We start from the raw sequence: 16,148 nt of genomic DNA on the forward strand, positions 1-16,148 counted from the left end.
TTGCCGCGCCGGAGCGGCTCGCCTTGCGCGGGCCGCTCCCGTTTCGATCAAATAAAGTATTGAGCAACCAGCAGGCGTGTGCCAGGCATCGGGCACCCGCCATGCGGAGACTAAACGCTTACGCGCTTACTACGCGTTTAGGCGTCACCACCGACACCACGAACGTCACGACGATATTCGCCGCCAGCGCGATCAGACCGATATACAGCGGATAGGTCGCATCGCCCAGATGCAAGGCGAACACCGGCTTCAGGCCTTGCGAAATCGCCAGCCCGGTGCCCAGCACGATCCCCACCAGCCAGCCGAGGAACAGCCCCGGCGTATTCAGGCGCCGCGTGTACAGCGAGAACACGATAGCCGGGAAAATCTGCAGAATCCACACGCCGCCGAGCAATTGCAGATCGATCGCGTACTGCGTGGGCAGGAACACGATAAACAGCAGCGCGCCGAACTTCACCGCCAGCGAGACGACTTTCGCCGTCGAGGCTTCCGCGGCGGACGACATGTTCGGAGACACGATCGGACGCCACAGGTTGCGGGTGAACAGGTTGGCCGCGCCGATCGACATGATGGCCGCCGGCACCAGCGCGCTGATCGCGATCGCCGCCGCGGCAAAGCCGACGAACCACGACGGGAACAGCGTGCCGAACAGCGCCGGCACGACATCCGAGGCCGACTTCACGTGCACGCCGGCGGCAATCGCCATATAGCCGAGCAGCGCGATCAGACCCAGCAGCAGCGTGTACGCCGGCAGGAAAATCGCATTCTTGCGCACCGTCGCCGAGGACGACGACGACAGCACCGCCGTCATCGTATGCGGGTACATGAACGCCGCCAGCGCCGAGCCAAGTGCGAGCGAGGCATAGGCCGTGAACTGGGTCGGCTTGAGAATGATGCCGGTCGCGCCGCCCTTTGCCTTGAAGTAATGATCGGCCGCATCGAACACCTGACCGTAGCCGCCGAGCTTCGAGGGAATCAGCCAGATTGCCGCGATCACGACAATGTAGATCATGATGTCCTTGACAAAGGCGATCATGGCCGGTGCGCGCAGGCCGCTCGTGTAGGTGTAGAGCGCAAGGATCACGAAGGCGACGATCAGCGGCAGCTCGCCGCTCACGCCCAGCCCCTTGATCACCACCTGCATGCCCACCAGTTGCAGCGCGATATACGGCATGGTCGCAACAATGCCGGTCAGCGCGACGGCGCCTGGGAACCATTTGCCGCCGTACTCGCCCTGCACGTAGTCGGCCGCGGTGATGTGATTTTTCGCATGGGCGATCTGCCACAGCTTCGGCATCACCGCGAATACGAACGGATAGACGATGATCGTATAAGGCAGCGCGAAGAAGCCATAGGCGCCGACCGAATACACCAGCGCCGGCACCGCGATCACCGTATAGGCGGTGTAGAAATCCCCGCCCACGAGGAACCACGAGATGATCACGCCGAACTGCCGGCCGCCGAGGCCCCACTCGTGCAACTGCGTGAGGTCGCCGCGCTTCCAGCGTGCGGCGAAGAAACCCACTACGGTGACGAGTACGAAGAAGAAAATGAAAACGGCCATTGCGACCGGATTGACTGGGATCGCGTCGCTCATTTGAGACCCCGGTACACAACGTAGATCAGCAGGGACGTGAGCGGCACCCACAGGAACTGATACCAGTAGAAGAACGGAAAGCCGGCGAACGACGGACGCGTGTCGTTATAGAACGGCAGCCAGAGCAGCGCGATATACGGAATCAGCAAGATGAGCCATAGCCAGGAACGGCCGGCCGGTGCGGTATTTTCCAAGAGATCCCCTAGATTGTGTGTGTTGGAACGGAGCGTCGGGTGCTGTCGCGCCGCCGCAGCACTCATCCTGCGTCCGTGTCAGCGGCGCCAGCGCGCATTATCCAGGAATTTTTCGCACGATGCTCGTAACCGGGCAGCCGCGCCGGGATTCAGCCTCTGGCGCGTGAGCGCATAGAGCCGGTATATTTCCGCTGATGAATCTTACGGTCTTCGCCATTTGCGGCAGTTTCCGGTCTCCTTGCCGTGAGCGGTCTACGAGCGGCCCATCGAGAATCCGGAAACGTTTGCGCGGACCCGCTGATTGGTCTGACCACGGCCAAGCCCCGCGGAATCGCAGTGTGGATGGGCTGACTCACCCGCTGGCCTAAGGGTGCGGGAGCGTATCGGCGCCTTGGTTATGCAGGCAGAATAACCAGGCGGGGGAGGCCGGTGGCAAGACCGGCGGCTTGCCGGCGTTGCCTCAGTGACAAAACGACACAAATATAGACGAACGATCCACAGATCGTTCCGGTCATTCGGTTTACGATCCGTGCTTATCGGTACCGCATATCGTTTTCTTGTAGCGCTTTCTGTTACATGACGGGGCCAGGAAGATCGAACCTGGGCATATTCCGGCGCGGGCCGAACGGCATGCACGTGTAATTAGGCATGCCGATAAAGCGAATTCGATGTATCTGCAATCATTTGAGGGTTGGATGTGAGCTTGAACCTGTCATCCAATGGTCCCGCATACGTTTCTCGCGAAATCCGCCAGGGCGTACCCCTGAGCTATGTCAGCGAAAAGCTGTCGCACGCGATCATTGATACGCACGCGGCCGGCGTGGCGCATCCCGAAGCGCGCAAGCGCCTCGCTCACGTGATGTACTCGCAAACCAAGGCATTCCTTGCCTTGCATAACGTGCTGGGCGCGGCGGACGCGCCGGGCCTGCCCGAGCTTCTGCTGGGCATGGAGCGCCACGAGCTGAACAACTGGATCGCTGCCGTTGTCAAGCATGGCGACCTGCTGGGCAGTGGCGACGCCTGACCCAGGCGGCCGGGATCGCGCTTCACCCGTCGCCGCCTGAGGCTGCGCGCTCCCGGCTGCGGCGTGCTTTTCAGCAAACCCCAACGCCGCGGATCAAGCGCACTTCTGCGCTCCGTCGACCGTGCACGCCAGCAGGTCCTTGACCCGCCCGAGCAAGCCGTCGCGCCGCCAGACGACATATTTCGCATAGCAGGTCTGGGCAGGCGGATAGGAGCAGGGCAGCCGGTGCCACTTGTTGTCGTTCGCCTCGACCCACAGGATGGCGTCGAGTATCTCGCGATCGGGGCGGCGTGGGCGCCCGCGCTTGATGTCGTGATTCGAAAAGAGGTGCTGGACGCGAAACCACTCCTGATCGGAGAGTCGCGCTGGTTCGGGGAGCGTGGACCAAAATGGTACGGCAGACGCGCCGTCTGGAGCCGGCATAGCCATAAAATTTTCCCGCAACAATATAATTAATATTACTAAATGACTGCGCCGGTATAGCGATAGCGCAGCTCGCCTTACTCTCATTGGGCGGTTTTCATTCTTTCAGCGCGAGCGCTGCGCAGTCAAGTGAATTTGACGTCACAGATGAACCTGTTGCGCAGGTTCACCCCTTGGTAACGTTTTCGTCCGGTAAACGTTTGTAAACGAACCTGTAACTATAAAAATACGCACCGGTTCTAGACTGCTGCTGGTTCGGAGCGCGGTCGTGTGGTTCCGAGCGGGCAAGCGTTCTCCCATCCGTAGGCGCGTCATCCGGATTGATCCATGTGGCCGGCCGTTCAGCCAATCTCCCGCGTAGCGCTGGTTCTTTCGCCAGCAATCGGCGATTCACTGCTGATGATGACGATTGCGCGAAATCTCCGTCATAACGGCGTCGAAGTCACCGTGTTCGGCGCGCATATCCATTCTTTGCGGAACTGGTTCCCGGGTGTCGATACCCAGGAGTATCTGGGGGCCGGCCATCCGGGGGCCGGGCTTCCGGGGGCCGGCCATCCGGGCGCCGGCCTTCCGCTGCTCGACCCTCGGGCGCCAGGCATCCCGGTACCTCGCGATCTGGCACCCAGACTGTCCGGCTTCGACTGCGTATTGCAGATGCATCGGAACAGGCCGTTCATCGGCCTCGAACGTTCTCACCCAAGGGTGATCTTTCTCGATCACCTGTGCCGGGTCCGCTCGCCGCAGTCCATGGCGGACCGGCTGTCGCGCTTCTGTCTGGACGAGCTGGGTCTGGCGAGCGCGCACAAGAGCAATGGCATGACCGCGCCGGCCGGGTTGCTGTATCGCAAGCACCCGCTTCGCGTGGCGATTCACCCTACCGCCAGCACGGCCGACAAATGCTGGCTGGCGTCGCGTTTCATCCGCCTCGCCCTGCAGTTGCGCAAGCTGGGCTTCAGCCCGGAGTTTGTCGTCGCGCCGCAGGAGCGCGCCGACTGGCTTCACATCGAACGTCTCGGGCTTGCGCTGCCGGATCTCGGCTCGCTCGATAACGTCGCCGCATGGATCTATGAATCGGGCTGGTTCATCGGCAACGACTCGGGAATCGGCCACCTGGCATCGAGCCTGCATATTCCGACACTGTCGCTGTTCATGCGCAGTGGGATTGCCCGCACCTGGCGGCCCGGCTGGGGGGCGGGGCAAGTCCTGATCGGCAGCACCTATCTGCCGACCGGGTTCCTGAAAGAGCGCTACTGGAAGTACATGTTGTCAGTCAGGCAGGTCTCGCGCGCGTTCGAGCAACTGCGCACCAGCTTCCGCTTCGCATGAGATCCGCGCCACATGACCGGCCGGCGCGGCGATGCACGCGTCCCTTCATCATTCTTGCGCCGCTTCCATGAATTCAAAACGCCAGGCCGTCTTTCTGCATACCGGATACAGGACGGCGGGTACGTGGCTGTGGTCGTGCTTTCGCAAGCTCGACGAGGTCACCGCCTACTACGAGCCGCTGCACGAAATGCTGGCCACGATCGATCCCCTCAAGCTCGCGAGCAGCACCGCCGACAGTTGGCGTTCCGGTCATCCGGTGCTCGAAGCGCCATACTTCGCCGAGTTCGCGCACATGCTCGACCCCGGCGCGAGCGGCATTGCCGGCTATGAGGAGGGGTTTGCCGTCGACCGTTTCGATAACGAGGCGCCACCGGACGCCGAGCGGCTCGAGCGTTACGTGCGCGGCCTGCTCGACAGCGCGCACCGGCAGGGCCGTGTTCCGGTACTGAAATTTTGCCGCTCGCTCGGGCGGCTGGCGTGGTTCCGCGCCACTTTCCCGGAAGCGGTGCACATCGTGGTCGAGAAAAACCCGATTTCGCAGTGGCAGTCCTGCTGGCAGCTTTTCGCGGCGCACCGGAATGCGCATTTTGTCGCCGTGCCGTTTGCGGTGCTGGCGCTGAACCGGCACGTGCCGCTGGTTCAGCAGACCATGGAGGCGCTGCAGGTGAAGTTGCCGGAGCCGCCCGCGGGTGCCGGGCCGCAGAGGGTCGAGTCGTACCTGACGTTTTACAAGGCGCATGTCGCGACGATCGCGCCTTTGCAGGCTTACCGGGTGTTCCTCGCGCATTGGCTGCTGACGCTAAGAGACGCAGCAACGCATGCCGATGCCCTGTTCGACTGCGATCTGGCGGGCCATTCGCCGGCGTATCTCGAAGGCGCCGAGCGCTGGATTCACGAGCTGACCGGCCTTCGCCCTTCGTTCGGCAGCGCGCAGCGCGAACCCGCTGCCGAGCGCCGGCATGGTTTCGAGCCGCTCGAGGGCTTGCAGGTGCACCTGGACGCGCTGCGCTTTGCGCGTCTGCTCGCGGCCAATGGCGGCGTTGCGGCGGATGCACTGGTGCTGTGGACCAGCAAGCTGGCGCAGGCCACCCAGGTGATGGCGTTCGGCGCGGCGGCGAACTGGCCGCAGCCGCAGGTCCCGGCGGGCCGCGCCACGCGCATGGTGGATGTGGCGCTTATAGACGGCGAGGGTATCGATGCGATTCTGCATGCCGAGCTCGCCGCGACGCGGGCTGCGCTCGCCGAGGTTAAAAGCGAACTGGCATGCGTGCACAACTCGACGCTGTGGCGCCTGATGAAACGCGTGCGCACGCTGCGTGCTCCGAAACTGTTCCGCCGGGCTCGACGCGGCACGAGGCCGCCTGCGGGCAAAGCGCCATTTCACTCGCCCCCGCCTTCAGGTAGCGCCCGCCGGTAGCAGCCGCGGCTTGGTCAGCGTGTAGGTAATCTGCTTGAAGAGCGTGTTCAGTCCGGCGGTTCCGCCCGCCGCATTGCTGCAGGTGTCCGAGTAAAAGTACGCGGAGCTGGTGGCGATGTCGAGCATCGTGGTGCATGGCGACAGGCTGTCCGTACCGTCACTGCAGGTCGCGGAGGACGACTCGCCGCCGATGTAGGCGACCGTGTAGATTTCCGTCCCGGCAGCCTTTGCCGTGGCCGCATCGTTGATGGCGGTCTGGCACTCCTGGTTGTATGTGCTGCTGAACGTGCTGCCCAGCTGCTTCTGGCTCGAGCTCGCATCGCCGTCGCTCAGCAGCACGATGACATTCTGTCCCGGCGGGCTCTGTGACGCCGACAGCGTGCTCAGGGCGCTTTGTGCCTGGGTGATCGCATCGCCAAAGAACGTGCCGAGGCCGCCGATTGCGGACAGGCCGTTGCAACTGCCGCCGCCCAGCGCCTGGATCACCGACGCGCTGGTATTGACCGCGCCGCTGCTGGTCAGAAAGCCGCTGGCGGGCGACGAAATCTCGTAGCCGCCCAGCGTCGAACTGGCGCCGGACGCAACGGCGGAGTAGCTGCTTCCCGTGCCGGGCTGGGTCTTCGAACAGGAGTACGTGTAGGTCGACGACATGGGCGGGAACACCATCAGGCCGACGTTGTCTCCCGCGTTGGTCAGCCCGGTCAACAACTGCAGCGCGCCGGCCTTGGCGCAATCTTCGCGGCTGAGCGCGGTGCCGGAGGAATTCGTGCAGTTGCTGTCGATCGAGTTCATCGAGTAGGTCGTGTCGAGGATGATCATCACGTTGTATTGCGCGGCCTGGGTGCCGCCGCCGGCGCCCGCTTTCGAGGAGGCCGTGATGGTCGACGACTTGATGCCGATAGCGCGCGCGAAGAATGTGGGCACGCTCGCCTGCTGCGTCACTTCGATACCGTTGTAGCCCGAGGCCGCTTGTCCATACGGCAAGGTGACGCTCGCCAGCTTGAGCCCCTGGATATTCGTGCTGGTCACGCTGACACTGCCGGGCAATGTGTTGCTGGTGCTGGCGGTTTGCCCGGCCGCGTAGTTCTGCGCATCGGTCTGCGCGGTCGCCCAGCTCTTGGTCCACAGGTCCGTCGCGCCGGCGAGGGCGGCGGCATCGGTGGCGGCCTGCAGGCGCCGCTGGCTGAACATCAGGTAGCCGACGTCGACGGCAATCGCCGCGAACGTCAGCAGCGCCACCAGCGACAGGGCGACGATCACCGAGATGGAGCCGCGTTGTCCGGCGCGCGAGCGGCGTTGCGCAAGGTTCTGGTTCATAAAGGGCCTCCTGCCTGGCAATTGACGAAGCGTGTTCATTGCACGCGCTCCACCATCGTTGAGTTCAACGAAGAGGGCACGCCGGCCAGCCCGGCCAGCGTGCCCTTGAAGAGCGGAGAAAACGAGCTGTAGGTGACTGTGACCGTCGCCGGGTCGCCCGCTGCGCTCGCGAGCGCGGTGGCGCAATCCGCATCGCTGGTGCATTGCGTGCCGTTCACCGAGGTGGTGATCGAGAGATTGCCCGTGCTCAGGTACGAGGCCGAGCTATTCACCTGGGTCTTGGTCGAGCTATACGGTGTGGTGGTGCCGCGCTGCGACGCGAAATAGCGCGCGGCCGACGAGGCGCTGTTTGCCACCATCACATAGTTACCGAGCAGCCAGCCGAACTGCGCCATGCCGAGAGCAACGGCGAGCAACGGCGGCGCGAGCAGGGCGAATTCGATCGCGGCGATGCCGCGTTGCCGCTTCGGACCCTGCGCCGCTCCGAATCTGCGCAGGCCCGGCAACGGCTTGCGCAACGGCGTGCTGGTGGTGTGGGAGAGTGGGCTGGCCTTCATTGCACGAGCTCCGACATGGTGGCGCTCAGGGACGACGGCATCATCGACTTGAGGCTGTATAAAGCGCCTTTGAAGGGCGCGCTGAACGCATAGCTGAGCGATACGCTCGCCTGGGTTCCCGCGGCGGGCGGCTGGGTCTGGGTGCCAAGCGCACTGGCGCAGGCGGTGTCGCTCGTGCAGGTTGTGCCGCCGACGCTGAGGGTGATCGTCAAGGTGTTCTTCAGCGTCGAGGTGGCGGAGAGGATGGCTTGCTCGGTATCGCTGTACGGCGTGGCATAGCCGCGCTCGGAAGCGAGCAGGTGTGCGCCTACCGAAGCCGCATCGGTGAGCAGCAGATAGTTGTTGATCAGCCAGCCGAGCTGCACTGCGCCGAATATCACAAGGAACAGGACCGGCAAGACGAGTGCGAACTCGACGACCGCGGCCCCGTCCTCGCGATTCCGCCTTGTAGCCCGCTTCACGGTCCGCTTCATGGTCCGTTCCATGGCCAGTTTTATAGCCGCTTTCATAGCCCCTCCGTTTCCTCACGCCCCTGCCATGCCCGGCAGCAGGATCCGGTAGATATGGATGAAAGCCGGTCCGAGCAGCACCACGAGCAGCGCCGGAAAAATGCAGAACATCAGCGGAAACAGCAGCTTCAGTCCGATTTTCGCGGCCTGTTCTTCGGCGCGCATGCGCCGCCGTGTGCGCAACGTGTCGGACAGCACGCGCAGCGACGCGCCAATGCTGGTGCCGAAGCGCTCGGCCTGGATCAGCAGCGTCGAGAACGAGTCGATATCGTCGACGCCTGTGCGCAAGGAGAAATTGCGCAGTGCCTTTTCCTTCGTGAAGCCCGAGCGCATTTCGAGCAGCATCAGGTCGAGTTCGCTCGCGACCACCGCGCTGCTGATGCGGATTTCACCGGACACCTTCAGCAGAGCCGCATCGAGACTCAGGCCCGCTTCGACGCACACAGTGAGCAGATCGAGCGCATCGGGGAAGTCTTCGAACAGCTTGCGCTTGCGCCACGCGACCCGGCGCCCGAGTACGAGGTTCGGCAGGTAGTAGCCGATGCCGCCCAGCGTGAACAGGATCAGCGAGAGTTCGTAGGTGTCCTGTTCCGCCGAACCGTGCAGCAGCCACAGCATCGCCGAGAGCGGCATGACGACGGCGAGTGCGGTCTTCGCGGCGAAGTAGACCGGCGCGGCGTTCGGCGAGCGCCAGCCCGCGTTCATCAGCCGCACGCGCAGCGACGAGCGTTCCCAGCCTTCCTTCGGGATCGACAGCCGGGAGATCGGCCGCGAGATATCGGCGAGCTTTTCGAGCCATTCGCTGCCGTTTTGCTCGGCAGCCGGGGCGGGCGTGGGGCTGGACGCCCCATTGATGCCGCCTGCCTGCTCGATCCGGCGGCGCATGTCGCGCGGCACAAAGGTATGCATCGCGCCGAACGCCACAGCGAACACAACGGCGAATACGCCCAGCAGGATCAGCATGTGCATCGAATCTGGCGTTGGCATGGCATCCTCTTCTTATCAATGTCAAGCAGTGCGATATGGATGATATGTACGATGCGGCGCTACACGCGCATCTTGACGATGTGTCGCATCCAGAACACGCCGAACACCATCGAACCGAGCACGGTCCAGAGCAGATTCACGCCGGCGGGGTCCTGCCACAGCACGTCGAGGAAGCCTGGATTGATCGTCACCATCACGCCGGCGGTGCCGAACGGCAATAGCGCCAGGATCCACGCCGAGAGCTTCCCCTCGGCCGACAGCACGCGAACCTTGTCGAACAGCTTGAAGCGCTCGCGGATCAGCGACGTAATGCCGTCGAGCAGCTCGGCGAGATTGCCGCCGGTCTCGCGCTGGATCAGCACGGCAATCACCAGATAGCGCAGGTCGCGGATCGGTACGCGAGTGGCGAGATTCATCAGCGCTTCGTTCAGCGAGATGCCGTAATTGATTTCGTCGAAGGTGATGCGGAACTCGCCGCTCATCGGTTCGGCGAACTCGCTGCCGACCATCCCGATCGCGCCGGTGAATGCGTGCCCCGAGCGCAGCGCGCGGGCCAGCATGTCGCACACGTCGGGAAACTGGCGGTCGAGCTTGCGCAGGCGGCGCCCGCGCCGATAGCGCACGTACAGCCATGGCAGCACGGCGCTCAGCAGGGCCGCGCCAAGAGCGGGCAGTAGCGGCGCGCCCGCGAACAGCAGGATCACCAGCGCGAGCGGCGGCAGGATGGCGCAGGTGCCGAACAGGCGCGCCACCGTCCAGGATACGCCGGACTGCTGCAGAAACAGGTCGATGGCGTGTACGCGCGGCAGGTACAGCAGCCCCTTGTCGAGCAGCGACGATTCGCTTAAGAGACGCTGCTTGAGGATGCTCAGGCGCGCGCTGCCCAGTTGGCCGCCCGCCGAGACCGCGCGGATTCGCGACTCGACCCGCTGGGCCGCTGGGCCGTGACGGCTGTTCCACCATTCGTACACGCCCTCGATCGACAACACGACGGCGGCGAACAGAAGCACGATGGCTGCATAGAAGATCGGGGCCATGCCAGTCTCCAGACACTAAGGGTGCGGGCGGTTGTCACGCCCGCGCGGTTCAGGCGGTTTCGAAGTGGCGCTCCGGGTCGTAGATGCGCTCAGGCAGCACGACGCCGAAAGCCTGCAGGCGCTCGGCGAACTTCGGCCGCACGCCGGTCGCGCAGAAGTGGCCGCGCACGTTGCCATTTGCATCGACTCCGGAGCGCCGGAACGTGAAAATTTCCTGCATGTTGATCATGTCGCCCTCCATGCCGGTCAGCTCGGAAATGCTGGTGATCTTGCGGCGGCCGTCGGTCAGGCGCGCAGCCTGCACGACCACCGAGATCGCCGATGAGATCTGTTGACGCATCGTTTTGGTCGGCAAGGACAGGCCGCCCAGGCTGATCATGTTTTCGAGGCGCGTGAGCGCGTCGCGCGGCGTGTTTGCGTGGATCGTGGCGAGCGAACCTTCGTGGCCCGTGTTCATGGCATTGAGCATGTCGAGCGCTTCGTCGCCGCGCACTTCGCCGAGAATGATCCGGTCGGGGCGCATGCGCAGCGAGTTGCGCACCAGCGTGCGCTGGGTGATCTCGCCACGCCCTTCGATATTGGGCGGCCGGGTTTCGAGGCGCAGCACGTGCTGCTGGCGCAGTTGCAGCTCGGCGGCGTCTTCGATTGTGACAATGCGCTCCTCGGCCGGAATGAAGGCCGACAGGATGTTCAGCAGCGTGGTCTTGCCGCTGCCGGTGCCGCCCGAGATGAGGATATTGACCTTGGCGCGCACGAGTCCGTCGAGCACTTCCGCCATCGGCGGCGTGAGCGTTTTCAGTTCCACCAGGTCCGCGACCTGCAGCGGATTGACCGCGAAACGCCGGATCGAGAGCAGCGGTCCGTCGACGGCGGACGGTGGAATGATTGCGTTGACGCGCGAACCGTCGGGCAGGCGCGCGTCGACCATCGGGCACGATTCGTCGATGCGCCGGCCGACCCGCGAGACGATCTTCTCGATCACCTTCATCAGGTGCGCGTCGTCGTAGAACGTGACGTCGGTGGCTTCGAGCCGGCCCCTGCGTTCGACATAGGTATGCTGGTACGTGTTGACTAGGATGTCGGAGACGGTTGGGTCGCGCAGCAACAGTTCGAGCGGACCGAAGCCGAACATTTCGTCGTGCACGTCGACCACGAGCTGCTTGCGTTCGAGATCGTTGGCCGGCGCCTTTTGCTCGTCGAGAATGCGGCCGATCAGCGCGGCGATGTCCTGGCGCACCTGGTCGGGCGGCAGGCGCGACAGGCGTTCCAGTTCGACGCGGTCGAGCACCGCCTGGTGGATCTCGCGTTTGAGCTTCTGGTAGGCCGCGCGCACCATCGTGGCCGGCGTGCCGCCCGCCTCGGAGCGTTCGACGAAAGGCTGCACGCGTTGGGCTGAGATCTGCTCACGAAGCGACATGATGTTTCCCCTGTTGGTCCAAGTGCATCTCGAGCTTCGGCGCCGCCTGGCGGCCGAGCATGCGCGCCAGCAGCGACTCGCCCCTGGCGCGTTCGGGTACGGCCGCGGCGGCCCGGCCGGCGATGTTGGCGGCAAGCGTCTGCAAGCTGCGCGACACGCCGCTCTTATGGCCTGTCTTCGAAATCGGCAAGCCCTGATTGATGGCCTCGGAGACCGCAGCGGCGTCCTCCGGTATCACCTGGTACGGGCGCATGCCAAGCACCTGCTCCATCGCCGCGCGGGCCCGTTCCTCGTGGCGCGCATAGCGGTTGAGCAGGAGCCGCGTGCGCTCGGCGGCATAGCCGAGCGAGGCGAGGATTTCCTGCAGCCGGCGCCCGGCGCGCACGTGCGGCATGCTCGCCTGCAGCACGAGGTGAATCTGGTTGCTGCGATCGAGCGCGAGCATCGAGTTCGGATTGAGCGTCTGGCCGAGGTCGAAGATCACGAAGTCGTAGCGCGGCGCGGCGACGCCGAGAATCCATTCGAGCCGGTCTTCCTTGATCTCGGCGGCCTTCACCGGGTCACCGGCGCCGGCGAGGATATGGAAGGTGTCGCTCACGTGCAGCACGCTGGCGTCGAAGAACGCATGGTCCATACGGTCGATCTGCGAGCACAGTTGCGGCAGTGTCGACGGCGGCGTTTCGTTCGTCACGAGGAAGGCCGCGTCGGCGAAGAGCTGGTTGAGGTCGATCATCAGCACGCGCTTGCGCTGCTTGCCGGCAATCGTGTCCGCCACGTTGGCGGCGATGAAGCTGGTGCCCACACCGCCCTTGCACGACATGAACGAGACGATCTCGGTGGTGTGCCTGTTCGTCTGCAGGCATTGCGCTTCGAGACGCACGAGCGCATCGGCGAGCGCGCGGCGCTCGAGCGGCCAGTTGAGCACGTCGCGAAAGCCGGCGCGCATGGCGGCGATCAGGCTTTGCGGCGAGACATCCGGCGTCAGCAAAATGCAGGACAGGTGCTTGTGCTTCTGGCACAACTGCGCCACCACCGGCAACTGGGCGTCCTCGCTCGTGGCGGCGTCGACGATCAGCACGTCGAAAGCATCGAGGCTGTCGCCGCGCTCGAGCAGCAGCGACGGACTGTCCGCCGCACGGGTGGTGCGGTAGTCGCCGCATTCGCCGAGGACGTGCACGATCTGCGACAGGCGCGTCGCGTCTTTCGAGGTGATGAGAATGTCGATCATGATCGTCTGCGCCACGTTGTCGAAGGTTATTGGCCGCTGCTGCCGCCGCTGCTTCCGCCATTACTGATGCCGATCACGAAGGGATTGACGTTGGTGGCCGGTTGCGCGAACGACTTGTCGTACTGGGTCATGGCGGAGGCAGCGGCCTTGCCGTCGATGCCGTCGGCCGAGGGCGCGTGCTCGGCCGCCAGCGGATCGATGATCTGCGCCTGGGTGGCGGCTCTTTCGGCCTCGCCGAAATGCGCGTCCCAGATCGGCGTGCTGGTCATGCAGCCGCCCAGTGCGATGAACACCGTGACGCTCAGTGCGGCGCGCGCCGCGAAGAGAAGGGTTGCGAGTTTCATGGGATTCCCCTGTCCATCACATCAATGGTCGAGCGCGGTGTGGGCGCCGCTCGTGGTTGCAATGTCCTGCTGGGCGTCGCGCGGGCTCGGCGGCGCCTCGCTGGTGCTCACCGGCGCCTGCGGCGCGGGAGTGGGAGCGGGCAGCGGGGCTGGAGCGGGAAGCGGCGCGGGTGTCGCTGCGTTGCCGGCCGCAGGTGCGCCCGTGTCAGGCTTGTGCGCGGCGGCGCGGCCTTCCATGTTGCCGGTCGCGTAGATGTCGGCGTCCTTCGGTTGCGTGAAGCTGTCGGTGGGCAGCGGCACGTTGGCGGTGCGCTGCGGCCGCACGAGGTGCGGCGTGATGATGAAGACCAGCTCCGTGCGGTCCTGCTGGAACGACGTACTGCGAAACAGGGCCCCGAGCACGGGCACCTCGCCGATCCCCGGCAACGCCTTCAGCGCACCGGTGACGTTGTTGCTGATCAGCCCGCCTATCGCGAAGCTTTCGCCGTCGTTCATCTGCACGGTGGTCGAAGCCCGCCGTGTGGTGATGAGCGGCAGGATGGTCGCGCCGCTGACGTTGGTCGCGCTGAGCGTGACGCCGGTCGGCGAGAGTTCGGATACCTCAGGGGCAACCTTCAGGTTGATGCGGCCGTTGCCCAGCACCGTTGGGGTGAATTTGAGGCCCACCCCGAAGTCTTCCTGCTGCAGCACGATCGTGGTCGCACCTGTGCTGCTGCTTTGCGGCACCGGAATAAACACTTCGCCGCCGGCGAGGAAGGTCGCTTCCTGGCCGCTGATCGTCACCAGATTCGGCTCGGCGAGAATCTTCACGAGGTTGTCGGTTTTCTGCGCATCGACCGAAACCTGGAAGGGCAGATTGTTAGCCTTGTTGACAGAGATGCCGCTCGACACACCCGCGAGCAGGCTGCTCACCAGTGCGCCGGTCCATGAGCCGAAGCCGCCCTGAATGTTCACCGACGCGCCCAACTGGTTCATCAGCGTCTTGTCGACCTCCGCCACTTTCACTTCAAGCATGACCTGCTGCGGCGAATCCACGCTCAGCATGTTGAGCACGCCGCCGCCCTTGGCCGCGCCGTCGGCGCTGCTGTGACTGCTGTAGACCGTGGCGATTTCGACCGCCTGCGCGGCCGCCTGTGCGCTCGATACGTGGCCCGCCAGCACCAGATTGTCGGCAGCGGTGGAAACGCGAATGCCGCGTTCTTCGGGCATCAGCTGCGTGAGCGAGGCTTGCAGACCGCCCGAGTCCACATTGACGACGACATCGATCATCTGGCATGCGCCGCTGCGGCCCTGCACGATCATGTTGGTGCTGCCGACCGATTCGCCTAGTACGTAGAGCGTTTGTGGCGACACCATGGTGGCCTGGGCGATGGCGGGGTTGCCGAGCGTGCGGTTGCGCACCGGTTCGTCGACCGGCACGAGGACGGATTTGCCGACCGGCACGAATACGGTGTTTTCGCCGCGAATCGAACCGGTGCAGTTCGGGCCGTGCAGCGGCGCGGTGGCCATTGCGGCGCCGGCGGCGCTGGCAGGGGCGGGGGCCATGCTGATGGTCATCTGCAGCGGTCCGCGGCCCATCGGCAGGGTGGCGCTGGTGTTTGCGCTTGTTCCCGCGCTTGCTCCCGTGTTAACGCTCGCCTTGGTGGCCGTGCCGTTGTCCGAGGCGGGCTGGGCCAGTGCGGCCTGGCCGAGCGCGAGCTGACCGAGCAGCAGACCGGTGGCGAGCCACGCGACCCATACCGCGTGGCTTGCCCTCGTGCGTCGCGGCGTACGGCCGGACGGGAAATCAGGTTTGGTAGTCATGTTGTGGTGCCCCCGTTGCTGGATCCTGTCGATCGCGTTCGTTGTCTGGTGTGGGTCTGGGTTTGGCCCGCTGGCGGCGTTATCACCGGGTGGTCTCGTGCTCCGGCTCCGCCGCTTTCGTCAAAAGCATTCCTGGCTGCCGCTCACGCCCGAGAGCACGCCGATGCAGTCGCGCCTGACCGGCGCACGGCTCACATACTTCACGCGCGTGGGCTGAGGGGCCGGGGCGGAAGCGGCCACCGGGGCGGAGGCGCCAAGCAGGGTCATCTTGGTGGCGCCGGCGGTGGCCAGCGTGTCGGCATCCACCTGGTTGCGCAGCACCAGCGAGAGCGTGCCGACGCTGCGCGCAAGATCGAGCTTCTCGGCCTGATCGGGCGTGACCTCGAGCGTCACGGCGTTGACCACCTTGGGCGCCGTGTCGTCGCGATTGACCTGTTGGGCCACCGCCAGCACGAGAATTTTTTCCAGCACGATCTTCGAAATGCTTTGCTGCGTGTCGTTTTTGACCGTGGGTTCCTGCGTATTGACGATCACGTCGACGTAGTTGCCAGGCAGTGCGAAGCCGGCCACGCCGACCACGTCGTTGACGCGCACCGTAATCGCGCGGCGGCCTTCGCCGATCACCGCGGACAGGCCGCCCTTGGTGCCGACCGGCGCGAGCTTCGATTCGAGCACCGGCTCGCCGCGCTGCAGGCTGGCTCGCAGCACGCGGCCGTCAAGCGCCTTCGGGTCGCTGAAGGCGCCGGGCGGGATGCTGCCGGTCGGCCAGCTGACCGTATGAACCATGGCTGCGCTGAGCGGCTCGCCGAGGCTGATGTCGTCGGAGGCGACCGCCACCTGGGTGACGGCGCCCGACGAGGTCTGCACGAGCCACCGGGAGGCGAATACCACGGCGGAAAGGCCCGCCAGCATGGCAATCGCCAGCATGATGAATGCACGACTGTTCTTCATGACGTTACTCCTCGTAA

The 16,148-nt window shown here is 64.7% G+C and carries 16 protein-coding genes; 3 read left to right on the forward strand and 13 right to left on the reverse strand.

Annotated elements, in window-relative coordinates:
- Nucleotides 1-118: 118 nt before the first annotated feature.
- Nucleotides 119-1,597 (reverse strand): monocarboxylate uptake permease MctP, encoded by a 1,479-nt coding sequence (locus tag FFS45_RS22790; protein WP_137956894.1) that lies wholly within the window; start codon nt 1,595-1,597, stop codon nt 119-121.
- A complete protein-coding gene (locus FFS45_RS22795) occupies nt 1,594-1,791 on the reverse strand; it encodes a DUF3311 domain-containing protein (protein WP_137956895.1) in 198 nt (65 codons plus the stop codon). The genes FFS45_RS22790 and FFS45_RS22795 overlap by 4 nt, the downstream gene beginning before the upstream one ends.
- Before the next feature lie 703 nt (nt 1,792-2,494).
- On the opposite strand from FFS45_RS22795, the gene FFS45_RS22800 reads away from it, so the two are divergent.
- Complete coding sequence (locus tag FFS45_RS22800) at nt 2,495-2,815, forward strand: hypothetical protein (protein ID WP_137956896.1); 321 nt, start codon at nt 2,495-2,497, stop codon at nt 2,813-2,815.
- Nucleotides 2,816-2,908: 93 nt separating this feature from the next.
- Here the strand turns inward: FFS45_RS22800 and FFS45_RS22805 are convergent, their stop codons facing one another.
- A complete protein-coding gene (locus FFS45_RS22805) occupies nt 2,909-3,244 on the reverse strand; it encodes a transposase (RefSeq protein ID WP_249362894.1) in 336 nt (111 codons plus the stop codon).
- 321 nt (nt 3,245-3,565) lie between these two features.
- Here FFS45_RS22805 and FFS45_RS22810 point away from each other — a divergent pair, with 321 nt between their 5' ends.
- Both FFS45_RS22810 and FFS45_RS22815 read left to right on the forward strand, forming a co-directional pair.
- Complete coding sequence (locus FFS45_RS22810) at nt 3,566-4,564, forward strand: glycosyltransferase family 9 protein (protein ID WP_249362895.1); 999 nt, start codon at nt 3,566-3,568, stop codon at nt 4,562-4,564.
- Nucleotides 4,565-4,631: 67 nt separating this feature from the next.
- The gene (locus FFS45_RS22815; protein ID WP_137956897.1) at nt 4,632-5,981 is read left to right on the forward strand and encodes a hypothetical protein; all 1,350 of its coding nucleotides are present in this window, start codon (nt 4,632-4,634) and stop codon (nt 5,979-5,981) included.
- On the opposite strand, the gene FFS45_RS22820 is transcribed toward FFS45_RS22815, so the two are convergent.
- The 10 genes from FFS45_RS22820 to cpaB all read right to left on the reverse strand — a co-directional run bounded on the left by FFS45_RS22820 (nt 5,961) and on the right by cpaB (nt 16,131).
- On the reverse strand, nt 5,961-7,298 hold the full coding sequence (locus FFS45_RS22820; protein ID WP_171029721.1) for a vWA domain-containing protein: 1,338 nt from the start codon (nt 7,296-7,298) through the stop codon (nt 5,961-5,963). The two genes, FFS45_RS22815 and FFS45_RS22820, sit on opposite strands and share 21 nt — an antisense overlap.
- Before the next feature lie 35 nt (nt 7,299-7,333).
- The gene (locus tag FFS45_RS22825) at nt 7,334-7,855 is read right to left on the reverse strand and encodes a TadE/TadG family type IV pilus assembly protein (protein ID WP_137956899.1); all 522 of its coding nucleotides are present in this window, start codon (nt 7,853-7,855) and stop codon (nt 7,334-7,336) included.
- Nucleotides 7,852-8,328 carry a TadE/TadG family type IV pilus assembly protein gene (locus tag FFS45_RS22830; RefSeq protein WP_171029722.1) on the reverse strand — a complete coding sequence of 159 codons (477 nt, stop codon included), beginning with the start codon at nt 8,326-8,328 and terminating at the stop codon, nt 7,852-7,854. The genes FFS45_RS22825 and FFS45_RS22830 overlap by 4 nt, the downstream gene beginning before the upstream one ends.
- 51 nt (nt 8,329-8,379) lie before the next feature.
- Nucleotides 8,380-9,351, reverse strand: coding sequence for a type II secretion system F family protein (locus FFS45_RS22835; protein ID WP_137956901.1), 972 nt, complete (start codon nt 9,349-9,351; stop codon nt 8,380-8,382).
- A 59-nt stretch (nt 9,352-9,410) separates the two neighbouring features.
- Nucleotides 9,411-10,388 carry a type II secretion system F family protein gene (locus FFS45_RS22840; RefSeq protein WP_137956902.1) on the reverse strand — a complete coding sequence of 326 codons (978 nt, stop codon included), beginning with the start codon at nt 10,386-10,388 and terminating at the stop codon, nt 9,411-9,413.
- 49 nt (nt 10,389-10,437) lie between these two features.
- Nucleotides 10,438-11,805, reverse strand: coding sequence for a CpaF family protein (locus tag FFS45_RS22845; protein ID WP_137956903.1), 1,368 nt, complete (start codon nt 11,803-11,805; stop codon nt 10,438-10,440).
- Nucleotides 11,792-13,033: an AAA family ATPase gene (locus FFS45_RS22850; protein WP_137956904.1), complete on the reverse strand. Its 1,242-nt coding sequence runs from the start codon at nt 13,031-13,033 to the stop codon at nt 11,792-11,794. The genes FFS45_RS22845 and FFS45_RS22850 overlap by 14 nt, the downstream gene beginning before the upstream one ends.
- A 26-nt stretch (nt 13,034-13,059) precedes the next feature.
- Nucleotides 13,060-13,377, reverse strand: a complete 318-nt coding sequence (locus FFS45_RS22855) for a hypothetical protein (RefSeq protein ID WP_137956905.1) — start codon at nt 13,375-13,377, stop codon at nt 13,060-13,062.
- 21 nt (nt 13,378-13,398) lie between these two features.
- Complete coding sequence (locus tag FFS45_RS22860) at nt 13,399-15,180, reverse strand: type II and III secretion system protein family protein (RefSeq protein WP_137956906.1); 1,782 nt, start codon at nt 15,178-15,180, stop codon at nt 13,399-13,401.
- 120 nt (nt 15,181-15,300) lie between these two features.
- Nucleotides 15,301-16,131 (reverse strand): Flp pilus assembly protein CpaB, encoded by an 831-nt coding sequence (gene cpaB / locus FFS45_RS22865; RefSeq protein WP_137956907.1) that lies wholly within the window; start codon nt 16,129-16,131, stop codon nt 15,301-15,303.
- Nucleotides 16,132-16,148: the final 17 nt, after the last annotated feature.

This window comes from Burkholderia sp. 4M9327F10 (assembly GCF_005503145.1).
GTDB lineage: Bacteria > Pseudomonadota > Gammaproteobacteria > Burkholderiales > Burkholderiaceae > Paraburkholderia.